The 17,234-nt window shown below is 73.0% G+C and carries 17 protein-coding genes; 6 read left to right on the plus strand and 11 right to left on the minus strand.

What is annotated here, in order from left to right; all coding sequences use genetic code 11:
• Position 1: 1 nt before the first annotated feature.
• Complete coding sequence (locus OH804_RS22320; protein WP_406059286.1) at positions 2-1,372, minus strand: hypothetical protein; 1,371 nt, start codon at positions 1,370-1,372, stop codon at positions 2-4.
• A gap of 129 nt (positions 1,373-1,501) precedes the next feature.
• Between OH804_RS22320 and OH804_RS22325 the strand changes: the two genes are divergently transcribed.
• From OH804_RS22325 to hutH, 6 genes are all read left to right on the plus strand, one after another.
• Positions 1,502-2,353: a MurR/RpiR family transcriptional regulator gene (locus OH804_RS22325; protein WP_196921343.1), complete on the plus strand. Its 852-nt coding sequence runs from the start codon at positions 1,502-1,504 to the stop codon at positions 2,351-2,353.
• Between the two features lie 17 nt (positions 2,354-2,370).
• The gene (gene hutU, locus OH804_RS22330; protein ID WP_196921342.1) at positions 2,371-4,026 is read left to right on the plus strand and encodes a urocanate hydratase; all 1,656 of its coding nucleotides are present in this window, start codon (positions 2,371-2,373) and stop codon (positions 4,024-4,026) included.
• Positions 4,023-5,225 carry an allantoate amidohydrolase gene (locus tag OH804_RS22335; RefSeq protein ID WP_196921341.1) on the plus strand — a complete coding sequence of 401 codons (1,203 nt, stop codon included), beginning with the start codon at positions 4,023-4,025 and terminating at the stop codon, positions 5,223-5,225. The genes hutU and OH804_RS22335 overlap by 4 nt, the downstream gene beginning before the upstream one ends.
• 202 nt (positions 5,226-5,427) lie before the next feature.
• The gene (locus OH804_RS22340; protein ID WP_406059289.1) at positions 5,428-6,789 is read left to right on the plus strand and encodes a formimidoylglutamate deiminase; all 1,362 of its coding nucleotides are present in this window, start codon (positions 5,428-5,430) and stop codon (positions 6,787-6,789) included.
• Positions 6,786-7,970, plus strand: a complete 1,185-nt coding sequence (gene hutI, locus OH804_RS22345) for an imidazolonepropionase (protein WP_406059291.1) — start codon at positions 6,786-6,788, stop codon at positions 7,968-7,970. The genes OH804_RS22340 and hutI overlap by 4 nt, the downstream gene beginning before the upstream one ends.
• The gene (gene hutH / locus OH804_RS22350) at positions 7,967-9,505 is read left to right on the plus strand and encodes a histidine ammonia-lyase (protein ID WP_196921338.1); all 1,539 of its coding nucleotides are present in this window, start codon (positions 7,967-7,969) and stop codon (positions 9,503-9,505) included. Before hutI ends, hutH begins: the two co-directional genes overlap by 4 nt.
• Before the next feature lie 63 nt (positions 9,506-9,568).
• Here the strand turns inward: hutH and rdgB are convergent, their stop codons facing one another.
• The 10 genes from rdgB to clpS form a co-directional block, all read right to left on the minus strand.
• Positions 9,569-10,186 carry an RdgB/HAM1 family non-canonical purine NTP pyrophosphatase gene (rdgB, locus tag OH804_RS22355; protein WP_196921337.1) on the minus strand — a complete coding sequence of 206 codons (618 nt, stop codon included), beginning with the start codon at positions 10,184-10,186 and terminating at the stop codon, positions 9,569-9,571.
• A gap of 52 nt (positions 10,187-10,238) precedes the next feature.
• Positions 10,239-10,964 (minus strand): ribonuclease PH, encoded by a 726-nt coding sequence (gene rph / locus OH804_RS22360; protein WP_196921336.1) that lies wholly within the window; start codon positions 10,962-10,964, stop codon positions 10,239-10,241.
• A gap of 9 nt (positions 10,965-10,973) precedes the next feature.
• On the minus strand, positions 10,974-12,143 hold the full coding sequence (locus OH804_RS22365; RefSeq protein ID WP_307788597.1) for a glycosyltransferase: 1,170 nt from the start codon (positions 12,141-12,143) through the stop codon (positions 10,974-10,976).
• The gene (locus tag OH804_RS22370) at positions 12,140-13,282 is read right to left on the minus strand and encodes a glycosyltransferase family 1 protein (protein ID WP_196921335.1); all 1,143 of its coding nucleotides are present in this window, start codon (positions 13,280-13,282) and stop codon (positions 12,140-12,142) included. The genes OH804_RS22365 and OH804_RS22370 overlap by 4 nt, the downstream gene beginning before the upstream one ends.
• 110 nt (positions 13,283-13,392) lie before the next feature.
• The gene (locus OH804_RS22375; RefSeq protein WP_196921334.1) at positions 13,393-14,136 is read right to left on the minus strand and encodes an MBL fold metallo-hydrolase; all 744 of its coding nucleotides are present in this window, start codon (positions 14,134-14,136) and stop codon (positions 13,393-13,395) included.
• 224 nt (positions 14,137-14,360) lie between these two features.
• The gene (locus OH804_RS22380; RefSeq protein ID WP_279517161.1) at positions 14,361-15,326 is read right to left on the minus strand and encodes a PLP-dependent cysteine synthase family protein; all 966 of its coding nucleotides are present in this window, start codon (positions 15,324-15,326) and stop codon (positions 14,361-14,363) included.
• 11 nt (positions 15,327-15,337) lie between these two features.
• Positions 15,338-15,721, minus strand: a complete 384-nt coding sequence (locus OH804_RS22385) for a MoaD/ThiS family protein (protein ID WP_406059296.1) — start codon at positions 15,719-15,721, stop codon at positions 15,338-15,340.
• Positions 15,722-15,787: 66 nt separating this feature from the next.
• Positions 15,788-16,276, minus strand: coding sequence for a Mov34/MPN/PAD-1 family protein (locus OH804_RS22390; protein ID WP_196921331.1), 489 nt, complete (start codon positions 16,274-16,276; stop codon positions 15,788-15,790).
• A gap of 52 nt (positions 16,277-16,328) precedes the next feature.
• Positions 16,329-16,829, minus strand: coding sequence for a DUF2017 domain-containing protein (locus OH804_RS22395; RefSeq protein WP_196921330.1), 501 nt, complete (start codon positions 16,827-16,829; stop codon positions 16,329-16,331).
• Positions 16,826-17,116, minus strand: a complete 291-nt coding sequence (gene clpS, locus OH804_RS22400) for an ATP-dependent Clp protease adapter ClpS (protein ID WP_030331276.1) — start codon at positions 17,114-17,116, stop codon at positions 16,826-16,828. Before clpS ends, OH804_RS22395 begins: the two co-directional genes overlap by 4 nt.
• Positions 17,117-17,234 lie beyond the last annotated feature (118 nt).

A 17,234-nucleotide genomic window follows, 5' to 3' on the forward strand; every position in this document is an offset into this window, starting at 1 on the left:
CTCAGAAGCGCGCGTTGTCACGAACAGAGTTGATCACACGCCGAACGGTGTCCATATATGCCGTCGGCGCGGTCATTCTCAGGACGAGTTGGCGGTCGACCGCACCGTCCGGATCCGACCGCCAGAATGCGACCACAACGACGCCGTACCTCTCAGCGCCGTTCAGCTTCACGGTTTCGACCAGGACGACGTACTGCCCAGCGGCGCGCCACTGCAGCCCCCACGCCTCCTCCGCCTTGCGCAGGGCGGTGCGCCGCTCCTCGTTGCATTCTCGGCAATCACGGACAATCAGCTGGCCGCCGATCTCCGAGTTTTCGCCGATCGAGGCGCCGCAGTTGTACTCGACCTGTCCTTCGGCGCTGCCTCCGGGCGCGCACTCCCAGTCAGCTGGCACCGCGAACTTGAAGCCCACACCATCAGGGCTGAGTGTTCGTGCCGCTTCACCGCTGGCGAAGGCTGGCCACCTGGGCCAGTCGCCGGGTCGGGGCGGCTCCAGGCCCGGCTGCTGCGGCGGGCTGGTGGGCAGCGAGGCCGTCGGACCGGACTGAGCCACGCCGGTGGGCGCGGGGCTCGCCGTCGGGGTGTCGGACGGCCCCCCGAAGCTGCGCCACGCGACGGCACCCACACCACCGACGAGCACCACCACCAGGGCGGCGATCCCGATCCAGAGCCCGGTACGGCTCTTGCGGGGCGGAGAGGGCCGGATCCGTTGGGTCGGCGAGCTGAACGGGTCGTGCGGCGGTGCCGCGAAGGCGTCGGGGCCCGGCCCACTGACCGGGGAAATGTGCGCGGCCGGCGGTGACGAGGTGACCGGCCCCGGCGAGGTGGGTACGCCGGAGACGGAGTGCGGGGCCGCGGAGACCAGCTGACCGGGGATCGGGCCGGGCTGCACCGCCCACGGGGCCTGCGGACCGCCGGAAACCGGCGGCGCGGACACCGAAGGCGGGGCGGAGACCGAAGGCGGGGCCGACACCGAGGGCGGGGCCGACACCGAGGGCGGGGCCGACACCGAGGGCGGCGCGGAGACCGAGGGCGGCGCGGACGTCGGTGGGGCAACCGTCGGGGCGGGGATGTAGTCGACACCGAGTGCCCGGAACAGTTTCTCGGCGCCGGGACCCGCCTCGGCCGGGTAGGCCACCCACGGTGCGGCAGCGGAGAAGTCGGCGTACGTGTAGGGCATCGGGTCGGCCGACTTGGCCAGCAGGTCGGCGGCCCCGGCGAACGCCTCGCGCCAGCCCGGGGTGGCGGCCACGGCGGCGTCGAGCACCGCAACGGTGACGAAACGGCCGTGCTCGTCGATCGCGGCCCATGCTTTCCCCACCGGAGACCCGCCGAGCGCGTGGGTGTACCTGTAGGGGCCTTCCGGCTGCATGCGCACTCCTCCGTTGAACCGCCGTGCGGATAGTACCGACCGTCGGCCAACCGGGCCTGCCCCGCCCGGGGCGGTCGGCGACGGCCCAGGTCGCTTGCCAGTGAAAGTTCTCATGCATAGAGTCGGCCCATGAATGAAGGAGCTGTCGAGGCACCCGCTGACCGGGTGCTCGACCTGTTCCAGGGCGTGCGACTCACCCCCACACAGCGCCGGATCGCGCACTGTCTGGTGCAGCACGCCCCCACCGTCGCCTACCTGTCCGCCGCCGAGGTCGCCGAACTGGCCGGGGTCAGCCAGCCGTCGGTCACCCGGTTCGCCGTCGCGCTCGGCCACGACGGCTACCCGGCGCTACGGCGCCGCCTGCGCGACCTGACCACCGCGACGCCGGGCGGACCGACGGACGTTGGCAACGAACTCCAGCAGGCGGTACGCGCCGAAATGGACAACCTGGACCGACTGGCCGGTCAGCTCGCCGACCGGGACCGGATCGCCGAGACCGGGCGGCTGCTCGCCGCGAGTCGCCCACTACCGGTGCTGGGCCTGCGCGCCGCCGCGCCACTGGCCGCGTACTTCGCCTACTTCGCGGCCAAGGTGCACCCGGACGTACGGGTCCTCGACGACGGCGGCAGCCTGCTCACCGACCGTCTGGAGCAGGCCGCCGAGGCCGGCGCGTCCGCCGTGCTGGCATTCGTGCTGCCCCGCTACCCCCGGGAGACCCTGGACGCGCTGCGCGACGCCCGCCGCGCCGGGTTGACAGTGGTGGCGATCACCGACTCGCCGGTCAGCCCGGCCACCGAGCACGCCGACGTGGTGCTCGCCGCCGCGGTCGGCGCGCAGCTCGTCTTCGACCTGCACACCGCCCCGATGACCCTGGCCATGGTGCTGTTGCAGGCGATCTGCGATGCCGCGCCGGCCGACACCCAGCGCCGACTGGAGGCGTTCGAAGCCTCCGCGGCCCGCCGACAGTTGTTCCTCGGTTGACCGGAGGAGAACCAGAGATGACCCAGCCCATTCGTGCCGCACGGGGCAGCCAGCTCACCACCCGCGGGTGGCAGCAGGAGGCCGCCCTGCGGATGTTGATGAACAACCTCGACCCCGAGGTCGCCGAACGCCCCGACGACCTGGTGGTCTACGGCGGCACCGGCAAGGCGGCGCGGGACTGGCCGTCGTACCACGCGTTGGTCCGCACGCTGACCGACCTGCGCGAGGACGAGACGATGCTGGTGCAGTCGGGCCGCCCGGTCGGGGTGATGCGCACCCACGAGTGGGCGCCTCGGGTGCTGCTGGCCAACTCGAACCTGGTCGGCGACTGGGCGACGTGGCCGGAGTTCCGCCGTCTCGAACAGCTCGGCCTGACCATGTACGGGCAGATGACCGCCGGTTCGTGGATCTACATCGGAACGCAGGGCATTCTCCAGGGCACCTACGAGACGTTCGCGGCGGTCGCCGCCAAGAGATTCGAAGGCACCCTGGCCGGCACGCTGACGCTGACCGCCGGCTGCGGCGGAATGGGCGGCGCGCAGCCACTCGCGGTCACCATGAACGGTGGCGTGTGCCTGATCGTGGACGTGGACCGCACCCGGCTCGACCGTCGGGTGCACGACCGCTACCTGGATGAGGTCGCCGACTCCCTGGACGACGCGATCGCTCGGGTCCGCGCGGCGAAGCGGGAGCGCCGGGCGCTGAGCGTCGGCGTGGTCGGCAACGCCGCCGAGGTCTTCCCGGATCTGCTGACCCGGGGCGTCGAGATCGACATCGTGACCGACCAGACCAGCGCGCACGACCCACTGGCGTACCTGCCGGTGGGGGTGGAGCTGGCCGAGGCCCGGGACTACGCCGCCGCGAAGCCGGCCGAGTTCACCGACCGGGCGCGTGCGTCGATGGCGAAGCACGTCGAGGCGATGGTCGGCTTCCTCGACGCCGGCGCGGAGGTGTTCGACTACGGCAACTCGATCCGGGGTGAGGCGCAGCTCGGCGGCTACCAGCGCGCCTTCGACTTCCCGGGCTTCGTGCCCGCGTACATCCGGCCGTTGTTCTGTGAGGGTCGGGGTCCGTTCCGGTGGGCGGCGCTCTCCGGTGACCCGGCGGACATCGCGGCCACCGACCGGGCCATCCTCGACCTGTTCCCGGAGAACGAGTCGCTGGCCCGTTGGATCAAGCTGGCCGGTGAGCGGGTCGCGTTCCAGGGCCTGCCGGCCCGGATCTGCTGGCTCGGCCAGGGCGAACGGGACCGGGCGGGCGTCCGGTTCAACGACATGGTCGCCTCCGGTGAACTCTCCGCCCCGGTGGTGATCGGCCGCGACCACCTGGACACCGGCAGCGTCGCGAGCCCGTACCGGGAGACCGAGGGGATGGCCGACGGCTCCGATGCCATCGCCGACTGGCCGCTGCTCAACGCCCTGGTGAACACGGCGAGCGGCGCCTCCTGGGTGTCCATCCACCACGGTGGTGGCGTGGGCATCGGCCGGTCGATCCACGCCGGGCAGGTGTGCGTGGCCGACGGCACAGCCCTCGCCGGTCAGAAGATCGAGCGGGTGCTCACCAACGACCCGGCGATGGGCGTCATCCGGCACGTCGACGCCGGCTACGAGAGCGCCCGCGAGGTCGCCGACCGCACCGGGGTCCGGGTGCCCATGACCGAGGGTGCCGTATGAGCGACGACCTTTCCGCCCGGTTCCGGGCGCTGTGGGACGAGATCGCGCCGGTCGGGCGGGACGCCGGCAGCGGCGGGTATCTGCGGTACGCGTTGACCGAGCCGGAGCGGGAGCTGCGCGCCTGGTTCCGCGCGCAGGCCGAGCGCCGTGCCATGCCGGTCACCGAGGACGGCAACGGCAACCTCTTCGCCCACTGGGGTGACCCGGAGGCGTCCGACGCGGTGCTCACCGGCAGCCACTTCGACTCGGTGCCGCACGGCGGGGCGTACGACGGGCCGCTCGGCATCGTCAGCGCGTTCCTCGCCGTGGACGAGCTGCGCGCCGCCGGCGTCACCCCGGACCGGCCGCTGGTTCTGGGTGCCTTCGTCGAGGAGGAGGGTGCGCGCTTCGGCGTGCCGTGTCTGGGTTCGCGGCTGCTCACCGGGGCGCTGTCGGCCGACCGTGCGGCCGGCCTGCGCGACGCGGCCGGGGTGAGCTTCGCCGAGGCGCTCGGCGACCGGCCGGCGGGCGCCCGCCCGGAGCTGCTGGGCCGGTTCGGCGCCTTCGTCGAGTTGCACGTCGAGCAGGGCCGGGCGCTCGTCGACACGGACGCGCCGGTCGCGGTGGCCAGCGCGATCTGGCCGCACGGCCGGTGGCGCTTCGACGTGGTCGGCGAGGGCAACCACGCGGGTACCACCCGGATGGCCGACCGGCGTGACCCGATGCTGACCTACGCGTTCATGGTGCTGGCGGCCAATAAGGAGGCCCGGCTGCGCGGCGCGCACGCCACAGTGGGCCGGGTCGCCGTCGAACCCAACGCCACAAACGCGATCCCGTCGAAGGTGACCGGCTGGCTGGACGCCCGGGCCGCCGACCCGGAGACGCTGACCGGGCTTGTCGACGCGGTGCGCGGCAAGCTCGCCGAGCGGTCCCGCCGCGACGGTACGACGGTGACCGTCACCGAGGAGTCGGCCACCCCGGTGGTCGCCTTCGACGGCGGGCTGGCCAAACGGCTGGCCACGCTGCTCGACGCGCCGGTGCTGCCCACCGGCGCGGGGCACGACGCCGGAGTGCTCGCCGCGTACCTGCCCACAGCGATGCTCTTCGTGCGTAACCCGACCGGTGTCTCCCACTCCCCCGCCGAGGCGGCCACCGACGACGACTGCGCCGCCGGGGTGCGAGCGCTGGCCCGGGTGTTGGAGGAGCTGACATGCCGGTGAACGACATCGCGAGCCGCTCCGCGGACGGCACGGAGCTGCGGCGTCGGTGGGTGCGGAGTCTCCGGCGTGGCGAGGTGCGGCATCTCCTGTTGTCGTCCTTTGGAGCTGATGTCGTAAACGAATCAGCCGAAGCGCCCCAACTGTCGGCGTCACCCCGGCCGCTGATGTCGCAGACGATTCAGCTCCAAAGGAGGCGAGGAGTATGACCACCGCCCGCTGGCTCGCTGAATACGCCTGGCTGCCCGAGCACGCCGAACCCACCCCTGACGTGCTCATCGAGGTTGAGGACGGGCGGATCGCCGCACTCACACCGCTGGCGGGGGCTGGCGGCCCGGCCGCCGGCGTGGAGGTGTTGGGCGACGCCACCCGGCTGCCCGGCCTGACCCTGCCCGGCCTCGCGAACGCACACTCGCACGCCTTCCACAGGGCGCTGCGCGGGCGTACCCACGGCGGGCGGGGCGACTTCTGGACCTGGCGGGACCAGATGTACGCCGTCGCGGACCGGCTTGACCCGGACACGTACCTCGCCCTGGCCCGGGCCGTCTACGCCGAGATGGCGCTCGCCGGAATCACCTGCGTGGGCGAGTTCCACTACCTGCACCACCGGCCGGACGGTGGCGCGTACGACGACCCGAACGCGATGGGCGCCGCGCTGGTGGAGGCCGCCGCGCACGCCGGGATCCGACTCACACTGCTGGACACCTGCTACCTGACCTCCAGCGTGGACGGTCGGCCCCTCGCCGGTCCACAGCGCCGCTTCGGCGACGGTGACGCCGGCCGCTGGGCCGGACGGGCGGCGGCGTTCCAGCCGACGGACCCACACGCCCGGGTGGGCGCGGCAGTGCACTCGGCGCGGGCCGTCCCCGCCGACCAGTTGCGCACTGTCGCCGACTGGGCCCGCGACCGGCAGGCACCGCTGCACGTGCACCTCTCCGAGCAGCCCGCCGAGAACGACGAGTGCCGGGCCGTGCACGGGCGCACGCCCACCGCGCTGCTCGCCGAGCACGGCGTGCTCGGGCCGGACACCACAGCCGTCCACGCCACCCACCCCACCAGCGCGGACCTGACGCTGCTCGGTGACAGCCGGACCGGGGTGTGCCTCTGCCCGACCACCGAACGGGACCTCGCCGACGGCATCGGCCCGGCCCGGCGGATGGCCGACGCGGGCATCCGGCTGAGCCTCGGCAGCGACAGCCACGCCGTGATCGACCTGTTCGAGGAGGCTCGGGCGGTGGAGCTGGACGAGCGCCTGCGTACCCGCCGGCGCGGCCACTTCGCGCCACTCGACCTGCTGAGCGCGGCCAGCGTCGCCGGGCACGCCGCGCTGGGCTGGGCCGACGCCGGGAGGATCGCCGTGGGCGCCCGCGCCGACCTGGTGACGGTACGCCTGGACAGCGCCCGCACCGCCGGGGTGCCGCCGGTCGGCGCGTTCTTCGCTGCCGGCGCGGCCGACGTCGAGCAGGTGGTGGTGGACGGCCGCGTGGTGGTCGCCGAGGGCCGACACCTGACCGTCGACGTGCCGGCCGAACTGTCGGCGGCCATCGAGGCGGTGATTCCCTCATGAGCAGCCTGCTGGTCGACAACATCGGGGAGCTGGTCACCAACGGTGCCGGCGAGGGCCCGCTCGGCATCCGCCGCAACGCCGCCGTACTGGTCGAGGAGGGCCGGGTGGTCTGGGTCGGGCCGTCCGCGTACGCGCCGGCCGCCGACCACCACGTCGACGCCGGTGGGGCCGCCGTGCTGCCCGGTTTCGTGGACAGCCACGCCCACCTGGTCTTCGCTGGCGACCGGGCCGCCGAGTTCGCCGCTCGGATGGCCGGTCAGCCCTACACCGGCGGAGGCATCCGGACCACTGTCGGCGCTACCCGGGCCGCCACCGACGACGAGCTTCGGGTCACCGTGCGCCGACTGCGCGGGGAGGCGCTGCGCCAGGGCACCACGACCATGGAGATCAAGAGTGGGTACGGCCTGACCGTCGCCGACGAGGCCCGCTCGCTGCGGATCGCCGCCGAGACCAGCACCGAGACCACCTTCCTGGGCGCGCACGTGGTGCCCGCCGAGTACGCCGACCGCCCGGACGACTACGTCGGACTGGTCTGCGGACCGATGCTGGCCGCCGCCGCTCCGTACGCGAAGTGGATCGACGTGTTCTGCGAGCGGGGCGCCTTCGACGTGGACCACGCCCGCGCCATCCTGGCCTGCGGTCAGGCCGCCGGGCTGGGCGTACGACTGCACGCCAACCAGCTCGGCCCCGGCCCCGGGGTGCAGCTGGGCGTGGAGTTGGACGCGGCCAGCGTCGACCACTGCACCCATTTGAGCGACGCTGACGTGGCCGCACTGGCCGACACGGCCCACAGCGACGGGTCGGGCACCCGCACGGTGGCGACCCTGCTGCCCGGCGCGGAGTTCTCGACCCGCTCGCCGTACCCGGACGCCCGCCGGCTGCTCGACGCCGGGGTCACAGTGGCGCTGGCGACGGACTGCAACCCCGGCTCGTCGTACACCTCGTCGATGCCGTTCTGCGTGGCCCTGGCGGTCCGCGAGATGCGGATGACCCCGGCGGAGGCGGTCTGGGCCGCCACCGCCGGTGGCGCGCGGGCGCTGCGCCGCGACGACATCGGTGTCCTCACCCCCGGCGCGCGGGCCGACCTCGTCGTCCTCGACGCGCCGTCACACCTGCACCTGGCCTACCGGCCCGGTGTCCCCCTGATCCGCCAGGTAATACGCAACGGAGTACCGCAATGACGAACGTGACCATCCAGCCCACCGGGATCACCGCCGACGACGTGCTCGCGGTGGCCCGCGGAACCGCCACGGTCGTCCTCGCCCCGGCCACCATCGACGCGATGGCGACCAGCCGGGCCATCGTGGACGGCATCGAGTCGTCGGGCCGTCCCGTCTACGGGGTCTCCACCGGGTTCGGCGCGTTGGCCAACACCTTCATCGCCCCGGACCGGCGGGCCGAGCTGCAACACGCGCTGATCCGTTCGCACGCCGCCGGGGTGGGCGCCCCGATGCCGCGCGAGGTGGTCCGGGCCATGATGCTGCTGCGGGTCCGGTCCCTCGCCCTGGGCTGTTCCGGGGTCCGGCCGCTGGTCGCGGAGGCCCTGGTCGACCTGCTCAACCACGACATCACCCCGTGGGTGCCGGAGCATGGCTCGCTGGGCGCCTCCGGCGACCTGGCGCCGCTGGCGCACTGCGCGCTGGTGCTGCTGGGTGAGGGTTGGGTGCTCGGCCCGGCCGGTGAGCGGCAGGACGCGGCCGACGCGCTGACCGCCGCCGGGCTCAAGCCGATCGAGCTGGCCGCCAAGGAGGGGCTGGCGCTGATCAACGGCACCGACGGCATGCTCGGCATGCTGCTGCTGGCCATCCACGATTCGGCGCACCTGTTCGCCATGGCCGACGTGACGGCGGCGCTGGCCATCGAGGCGATGCTCGGCTCGGAGCGGCCGTTCCTGCCCGAGCTGCACGCGATCCGCCCGCACCCCGGTCAGGCGGCGTCGGCGGCGAACATCCACCTGTTGTTGCAGGACTCCCGGGTGATGGACTCGCACCGCGACGACCTGGCGCACGCCGTGCAGGACGCGTACTCGATGCGGTGTGCCCCGCAGGTGGCCGGCGCGGCCCGCGACACACTGGACTTCGTCCGCACCGTCGCGGCCCGGGAGCTGGTGTCCGTTGTGGACAACCCGGTGGTGCTGCCGGACGGCCGGGTCGAGTCGACAGGTAACTTCCACGGCGCGCCGCTCGGCTTCGCCGCGGACTTCCTGGCCATCGCCGCCGCCGAGGTGGGCGCGATCGCCGAGCGGCGGGTGGACCGGCTGCTCGACGTCACCCGCTCCCGGGAGCTGCCGGCGTTCCTCTCCCCCGACGCCGGGGTCAACTCCGGGCTGATGATCGCCCAGTACACGGCGGCCGGGATCGTCGCCGAGAACCGTCGGCTGGCCGCCCCCGCCTCGGTGGACTCGCTGCCCACCAGCGGCATGCAGGAGGACCACGTCTCGATGGGCTGGGCGGCGGCCAAGAAGCTGCGGACCGTGCTGGACAACCTGACCAGCCTGCTCGCTGTGGAGCTGCTCGCCGGCGTACGCGGCTTGCAGTTGCGCGCCCCGCTGGAGCCGTCCCCGGCCGGCCGGGCGGCCGTCGCCGCACTCGGTGCGGCAGCCGGCGAGCCCGGCCCGGACGTGTTCCTCGCCCCGGTGATGGAGGCAGCCCGTGCCGTGGTCGCCGGGCCGGAGTTGCGCGCCGCCATCGAACGGGAGGTCGGCCCGCTGGGCTGATCTCCCGTCGGGTCGCTGTCGTCCACCGCGGGTCAGGCGGCGGGCGGCAGCACCTCCCGCCCGTCAGGCGGCGGGCGGCAGAACCTTCGCGACAAGCTTGGCCAGCTCGCGCAGCGCCTTGCCCCGGTGGCTGATGGCGTCCTTCTCCGCCGGGGTCAGCTCGGCGTTGGTCCGGTCCTGTCCGTCGCCCAGGAAGATCGGGTCGTAGCCGAACCCGCCGTCGCCGCGCGGCGCGCGCAGCACCCGCCCGGACTGCCGGCCGTCGACGAGGTGCTCCTTGCCGCCGGGCAGCACCAACGCCACAGTGCAGACGAACGAGGCGGCCCGCTGCTCGTCCGGCACGTCGGCGATCTGGTCCAGCACCAGCTGAAGGTTGGCCCGGTCGTCGCCGTGCCGGCCGGACCAGCGGGCGCTGAACACCCCCGGCATCCCGTTGAGCGCGTCCACCGCGAGCCCCGAGTCGTCGGCGATGGTGGGCAGCCCGCTCTGCCGGCAACCCTCCCGCGCCTTGATCAGCGCGTTCTCGCCGAAGGTCAGGCCGGTCTCCGGCAGCTCCGCGTACTGCTCGACGTCGTCCAGGCCGAGCAGGGCGATCCGGTGCGCGCCGAGGGCGCCGTCCAGGATCCGCTGCAGCTCGACCAGCTTCTTGCGGTTACGGGTGGCGAGTAGGACCTTGTTCATGCTGAGTCACCTCTGTTCGCGACTGCGGGGCTCGCAAGCTCACTCCTCGCGCTCACGCGAGAGCCTTCCGCTGGGCTTCGGCCAACTCGGCGCAGCCGGCGACGGCCAGGTCGAGCAGGGCGTCGAGCTGGTCGCGGGCGAACACGCCCGCCTCGCCGGTGCCCTGCACCTCGACGAAGTCTCCCTCCCCGGTGCACACCACGTTCATGTCCACCTCGGCGGCGACGTCCTCCTCGTAGCAGAGGTCGAGCCGGGCCTCCCCGGCGATGATCCCCACGCTGACCGCGGACACCGAGCGGTGCATCACCTTCTCCGGCTTGCCGGCCAACGACTTCCGGGCGGCGAGCCAGCCCACCGCGTCGTGCAACGCGACGTACGCGCCGGTGATCGCGGCCGTGCGGGTGCCGCCGTCGGCCTGGAGCACGTCGCAGTCGAGCACTATCGAGTTCTCGCCGAGCGCCTTGAGGTCGATGCTGGCCCGCAGGCTGCGGCCGATCAGCCGGGAGATCTCGTGGGTACGGCCACCGACCCGACCCTTGACGCTCTCCCGGTCGGAGCGGGTGTTGGTGGCCCGCGGCAGCATCGCGTACTCGGCGGTCACCCAGCCGAGCCCGGAGCCCTTGCGCCAGCGGGGCACCCCCTCGGTGACGCTCGCCGTGCAGAGCACCCGCGTGCCGCCGAACTCGACGAGCACCGAGCCCTCCGGATGGGTGCTCCAGCCACGGGTCAGGGTCACCGGTCGAAGTTGAGAGGGCCCTCGCCCGTCAGGTCGCACCATGCCTGCACCCTATGCGGTGCGGCGATCCACCTCCGCCGGGGTGCCCCGACCAGCGTCCGCGCCGTGCACACCGAGGAACCCGGCGACCGCCGCCGGCCAGCCGAACTCCTCGGCCCGCGCCCGCGCGGCCCGCCGCCGCTGCGCCTCCGGGCGGGCCGCCAGGCGGCTCACCGCCGCCGCCATCGACACCCCCGAGCCGTACGCCGCCAGCCCGGCCTCGCCGACCACCTCGGGCAGCGCGCTGGCCGCGTTGACCACCACCGGAGTGCCGCAGGCCAGCGCCTCCAGGCCGGCGAGGCCGAAGGTCTCCACCGGGCCCGGTGCCAGCACCACGTCCGCGCTGGCCAGCAACGCGGCCACCGCGGCGCGGTCCGGCAGGAAACCGGTGAACGTGACCGGCAGCCCCGCAGCCCGTCGGGCCAGGGCGCCGCGCAACGGGCCGTCACCGGCCATCACCAGCACCGCCGGTACGCCCGCCCGGCGCAGTTCGGCGAGGGTCTGCACCGCCAACTCGGGTCGCTTCTCCGGGGACAGCCGGGCGCAGTGCACCAGCAGCAACTCGGTGGCGTCGGCGTACCGCTCGCGCACCCGTGGGTCGGCCCGCTGCGGGGCGAAGGTGTCCAGGTCCACCCCGAGAGGCACCAGGTCCACGTTGCCGGCGCCGATCCGGTCGAACTCCTCGGCAGCCCACCGGGTCGTGCAGACGATCCGGTCGTACGCCCGGCTGGTCGCCCGGTTCAGCCGGTCGGCGGTCGGGCGGCGCAGCGGGTCCGGCACACCCCACTGGCCGAGCAGCCCGGTCAGCGACTCGTGCGACACCATCACCGACGGCACCCCGTGCGCCCGCGCCCACCGGCCGGTCCAGCGCAGCGACGACCGGTCGGAGACCTCCAACCGGTCCGGTGCCAGGTCGCTGAGGAGCCGGGCCAACCGGCGTCGGCCGGCGAGCAGCCGGTAGCCACCGCTGCCCGGCAGCCGCGGTCCGGGCACTGTGACCACCCGCCCCCACGGGTACGTCTCGTCGGCGGCCCGCTGACCGGGTATCACCAGCACCGGATCGTGCCCGGCCGCCCGGTAACCGGCACCGAGGTGCCGCAGCGCGGTACGCAGGCCGCCGGAGCGTTCCGTGACGAAGTTGGCGAGCCGCGCGATCCGCAGCCCTCCGGCGGCCCCGGTCACGAGGCGGCCGGCAGGCCGGCGGTGGCGGCGACGGCGCGTACCGCGTGGTAGTGCCCGATCAGCTCGTCGCCGACCGCCGCCCAGCTGCGGCGACTGACCGCGACCCGGGCGGCCAGCCCGTAGGCCCGCCGCCGATCGGCGTCACCGGTCAGCTCGGCCACCGCCGCGGCGAGCGCGTCGCCGTCGTTCGGTGCCACCAGCAGTCCGGTCACGCCCTGGTCGACCAGGTCGACCGGGCCGCCGCTGGCCGGGGCCACCACCGGCACCCCGGAGGCCAGCGCCTCCTGGATGGTCTGGCCGAAGGTCTCGTGCGGTCCGGTGTGCACGAACAGGTCCAGGCTGGCGTAGAGCCGCGCCAGATCCTCGCCCTGTTGCACGCCCAGGAAGGTCACCCCGGGCAGTTCGCGGGCCAACTGGCGGCGGGTCGGGCCGTCTCCGGCCACCACCACCCGCACCCCGGGCAGTCGCGACGTCGCCGCCAGCAACTCCACCCGCTTCTCCGGGGCGAGCCGCCCGACGTAGCCGACCAGCAGCTCACCGCCGGGCGCCAGCTGGTCCCGCAACGCCGCGCACCGCTTGGCCGGATCGAAGCGAACGGCGTCCACGCCGCGCCGCCACAGCCAGATCCGCTGCACCCCGTTGGCGATCAGGTCGGCGGCGGCCCGGGTGGAGGGGGCGAGGGTGCGCTGCGCCGAATTGTGGATCTCGCGGATCCGCCGCCAGGCCGCCGCCTCGCCCCAACTCACCCGGTACGCCCGGGCGTACGCCGCCACATCGGTCTGGTACACGGCCACCGTGGGCAGCCGGTTCCGGCTGGCCAGCGTGGCCGCCCGGGCGCCCAGGACGAACGGACTGGCCAGGTGCACCACGTCCGGCTCGGCCGAGAGCAGCGCCCCGGTCAGTCGGGCGTTGGTCGGCACACCCAGCCGGAAGCCCTGGTAGCGGGGCAGCGGCACGCTCGGGATGCGCACCACCGGGTACGGCAGCCGGTCCACGCCCTGCCGGCCACCGGGCGGGGCGGGCGCGATGACCACCGGCTCATGGCCCCGGTCGAGCAGGTGCTCCGCCGTCCGCACCACGGAGTGCGCGACGCCGTTCACATCCGGTGGGAACGACTCGGTCACGATGGCGATCCGCATGCCCACACCGTGCGGGTGCCACGGGTGCGCCAGACGACCGTCCGCTGACCGGCCGGCGAACAGTACGGCACAACACCGCGGCCCGGCCCGGCGAACCGGGACTCGGCGCGTCAGACGTCGTAGCTGGCGCCGGGCCGGACCACCTCGAGCGGCCCGGTGTACGCGGAGGCGGCCGACTCCAGCGTGTGGGCCTCGCTGCCCCAGGCGGGCACCAGGTGGGTGAGCAACAGCCGGCCGACAGCGGCCTTGGTCGCCGCCTCACCGGCCTCCCGACCGGTCAGGTGCAGATCCGGCGGATTGTCCACGCCGTCGAGGTAACTGGCCTCGCAGAGGAACACGTCGGCGTTCTGGGCCAGCCGCAGCAGCGCCTCACAGGGCGCGGTGTCCGACGAGTAGCACAGCGAACGGCCGTCGTGCTCCAGTCGCACGCCGTACGTCTCGACGGGGTGGTTGACCCGGTCGACGGTGACGCTGAACGGGCCGATCGGGAAGGTGCCCGGCTGAAGCGCGTAGAACTGGTACACGTCCTCCACCGAACTGTCCTCGCCGTACGCGGCGCTGAGCCGGTCCGGCGCACCGGCGGGCGCGTACACCGGCAGCGCCGGGTAGGGGCCGTCCGGGGCCCACCGGCGCACCACCACGTACAGCACGGCGTCGAACATGTGGTCGCAGTGCAGGTGGGTCAGCAGGATCGCATCCGGGGCGTGCAACCCCGCGTACCGCTGAAGGCTGGACAGCGACCCCGAGCCGAAGTCGACCAGGAGCCGGAAGCCGTCGGCCTCGACGAGATAGGCCGAGCAGGGGGATTCGGGGCCAGGAAAACTGCCGGCGCTTCCCAGAACGGTCAGTCGCATCGAGTGGTCTCGCTGTCACTATCAGTAGCACCCGTGCCGGCGATGGTCCCAGCCATGATCTCTACCGACGCGTACGCCACGCTGCGCAGCCTACGCTGGCGCACCCGGCGGCAAGAATCATCCAACGGAAGTTGTCACGAACGTGACACCCGCTCGCGGTACGCCGGGCAGCGAACGGGCCGTCGACGAATGTCGACGGCCCGTAGTCGGCAGACCAAAATCGGTCACGCCCAGAGCTGCCCCTCCAGGGCGTCCTCGGCATCGGCGAGCGTGCCGCCGTACGCGCCGGTGGACAGGTACTTCCAGCCGCCGTCGCAGACCACGAACGCCACATCGGCCCGCCGGCCGTCGCGCACCGCCTCGTGCGCCACCGCCAGCGCGGCATGCAGGATGGCACCGGTGGAGAACCCGGCGAAGATGCCCTCCACCTCCACCAGCTGACGGGTACGCAACACCGCGTCCCGGGTGCCGACCGAGAACCGCCGGGAGAGCACCGAGGCGTCGTAGAGCTCCGGAACGTACCCCTCGTCGATGTTGCGCAGGCCGTAGACCAACTCGCCGTAGCGCGGCTCGGCGGCCACCACCTGAATGCCCTCGACCTTTTCCCGCAGGTAACGCCCGGTGCCCATCAGGGTGCCGGTGGTGCCCAGCCCGGCCACGAAGTGCGTGATGCTGGGCAGGTCGTGCAGCAGCTCCGGCCCGGTCGTCTCGTAGTGCGCCCGCGCGTTCGCCTCGTTGCCGTACTGGTAGAGCATCACCCAGTCGGGGTGCTCGGCGGCGATCTGCTTGGCGGTGGCGACCGCCTGGTTGGAACCGCCCGCCGCCGGCGAGAAGATGATCTCGGCCCCGTACATCCGGAGCAGCTGGACCCGCTCGGTGGAGACGTTCTCCGGCATCACGCAGACCAGCCGGTAGCCGCGCAGCTTGGCCACCATCGCCAACGAGATGCCGGTGTTGCCACTCGTCGGTTCGAGGATGGTGTCACCCGCGCGGAGCCGGCCAGCCTCCTCCGCAGCCCGGACCATGAACAGCGCCGCGCGGTCCTTGATGCTGCCGGTGGGGTTGCGGTCCTCCAGCTTGGCCCAGAGCCGCACCGGAGGAGCCCCGTCGGGCACCGTCGGGGAGAGTCGGGGCAGGCCGACCAGCGGCGTACCCCCGCAGGCGTCGAGCAGGCTGTCGTACCGCGCCATGGCGGCCGACCTCAGCGAGCCGCGACGGCGTCGCGGGCCACCGCGGAGGCGCTGTGCGAGCTGATCGCCGCGGCGGCGGCGCTGTGCGAACTGATCGCCGCGGCGGCGGCGAAGCCGAACGCGCCGCCGGCCACGGCCGGCAGGATGGTGACGCTGTCGCCGTCGGAGAGCTTCGCGTCCAGCGCGCCGAGGAAACGGACATCCTCGTCGTTGACGTAGACGTTGACGAAGCGGTGCAGCGTGCCCGCGTCGGTGATCAGCCGGCCGCGCAGACCGCCGTGCCGGGAATCCAGGTCGGTGAGCAGATCGGCGAGCGTGTCGCCGGTGCCGTCGACGACCTTGGCGCCGCCGGTGTAGCTGCGCAGGATGGTGGGGATGCGAACCTCAATGGCCATGATGTCGAACTCCTCGATCGGGTGTGCCTACGGTGACGGGACGAAACGGGCTGCGGCGCTGACAGGTCAGCGGCCGGAACACTCGTAATCGACAGTCGCCGGGCTCTGCCCGAACATGTAGGACTGGACGGCGTGCGGGTCGACGCCGGCCTCCACGACCTGGACCGGCTCCTCGGTGACCACGCCGTCGACGATCCGGAACGACCGGATCTCCTCCGAGTCGGGCTCACGGGTCGAGACGAGCAGGTAGTGCGCCCCCGGCTCACCGGCGAAGGAGACGTCCGTCCGCGACGGGTACGCCTCGGTGGCGGTGTGCGAGTGGTAGATGACGATGGGCTCCTCGTCCCGGTCGTCCATCTCCCGCCACACGCGCAGGTGCTCCATCGAGTCGAACTCGTAGAAGGTCATCGACCGCGCGGCATTGTCCATCGGGATGTGCCGGGTCGGGGTGTCGCTGCCGACGGGACCGGCGACCACGCCGCACGCCTCGTCGGGGTGATCCCGGCGCGCGTGGGCGACGATCGCGTCGATGATCGACCGGTCGATGCTCAGCACGTGCACCAGCCTAACGCCTGCCGGGCACGGGCCGAAGTGGTGCCGGTCACCCCTAGTCGATCAAGGCGTTGAGCAGCGACTCCTGTAGATACCCGAGATAGGCGTAGACCGAAAGCTGGAACACCCGGCTGGAACCCGGGTCCTCGGCGACCGCGTCGTCCAGCTCCTCGCCCAGATCCGTGCCGTCCTTGATCTCCAGGCGGACGCCCATCGCGAGCCGAGCGTCGTTGAGCGCCCGCAACCACGCCTCGGCGGCCTCGGCGTCCAACCGCACCTCGCCACCGGCGTCGTCCGGCAACGCGGCCAGGATCGCCCCCGCCTGATCGATCTTCGCCGTCTTCAGGTCACCCTCGGTGTAGCGGCGGAACTCGGCGGTGCCCGGAGCGTCCTGCGGGTAGACCGCCGGAAAGAGCCGACCGACGACCGGGTCGGTGTGGTCGAAGCCATCGGTGAGCAGACCCACCACCTCGGAGGCGACCTTGCGCAGCACCCGCACCTCGTCGACGGCGAAGACGGCGACGTAGCGACCGGCCTGGCGATGGAACATGCTCATGATCTGTCCACCGTCGCCCACAGCCCGTACGCGTGCAGCTGCGACGCGTCGTGCTCCATCCGCTCGCGGGCACCGGTGGAGACCACGGCGCGACCCTTGTGGTGCACGTCCAGCATCAGCTGTTCGGCCCTCTCCCGGCTGTAGCCGAAAAGCTTCTGGAAGACCCAGGTCACATACGTCATCAGATTGACCGGGTCGTCCCACACGATCGTCACCCACTGCCGGTCGGACGCCGGCACCTCGTCAGTGTCCGGCGTCTCGACCGGTACAACCTGCGGAGCTGCCATGCCCCCCATCGTGCCACCGGTTTCCCGGAACCGAGGAACCGGAACGCCGGCCCGGCGCGGATCACCCACCCCGGGCACTCCCGACCCGCCCCGGACGCCCTCGGAGGCGGGGTCCGGC

This window comes from Micromonospora sp. NBC_00860, from assembly GCF_045207375.1.
In the GTDB taxonomy this organism is placed as follows: Bacteria; Actinomycetota; Actinomycetes; order Mycobacteriales; family Micromonosporaceae; genus Micromonospora; species Micromonospora vinacea.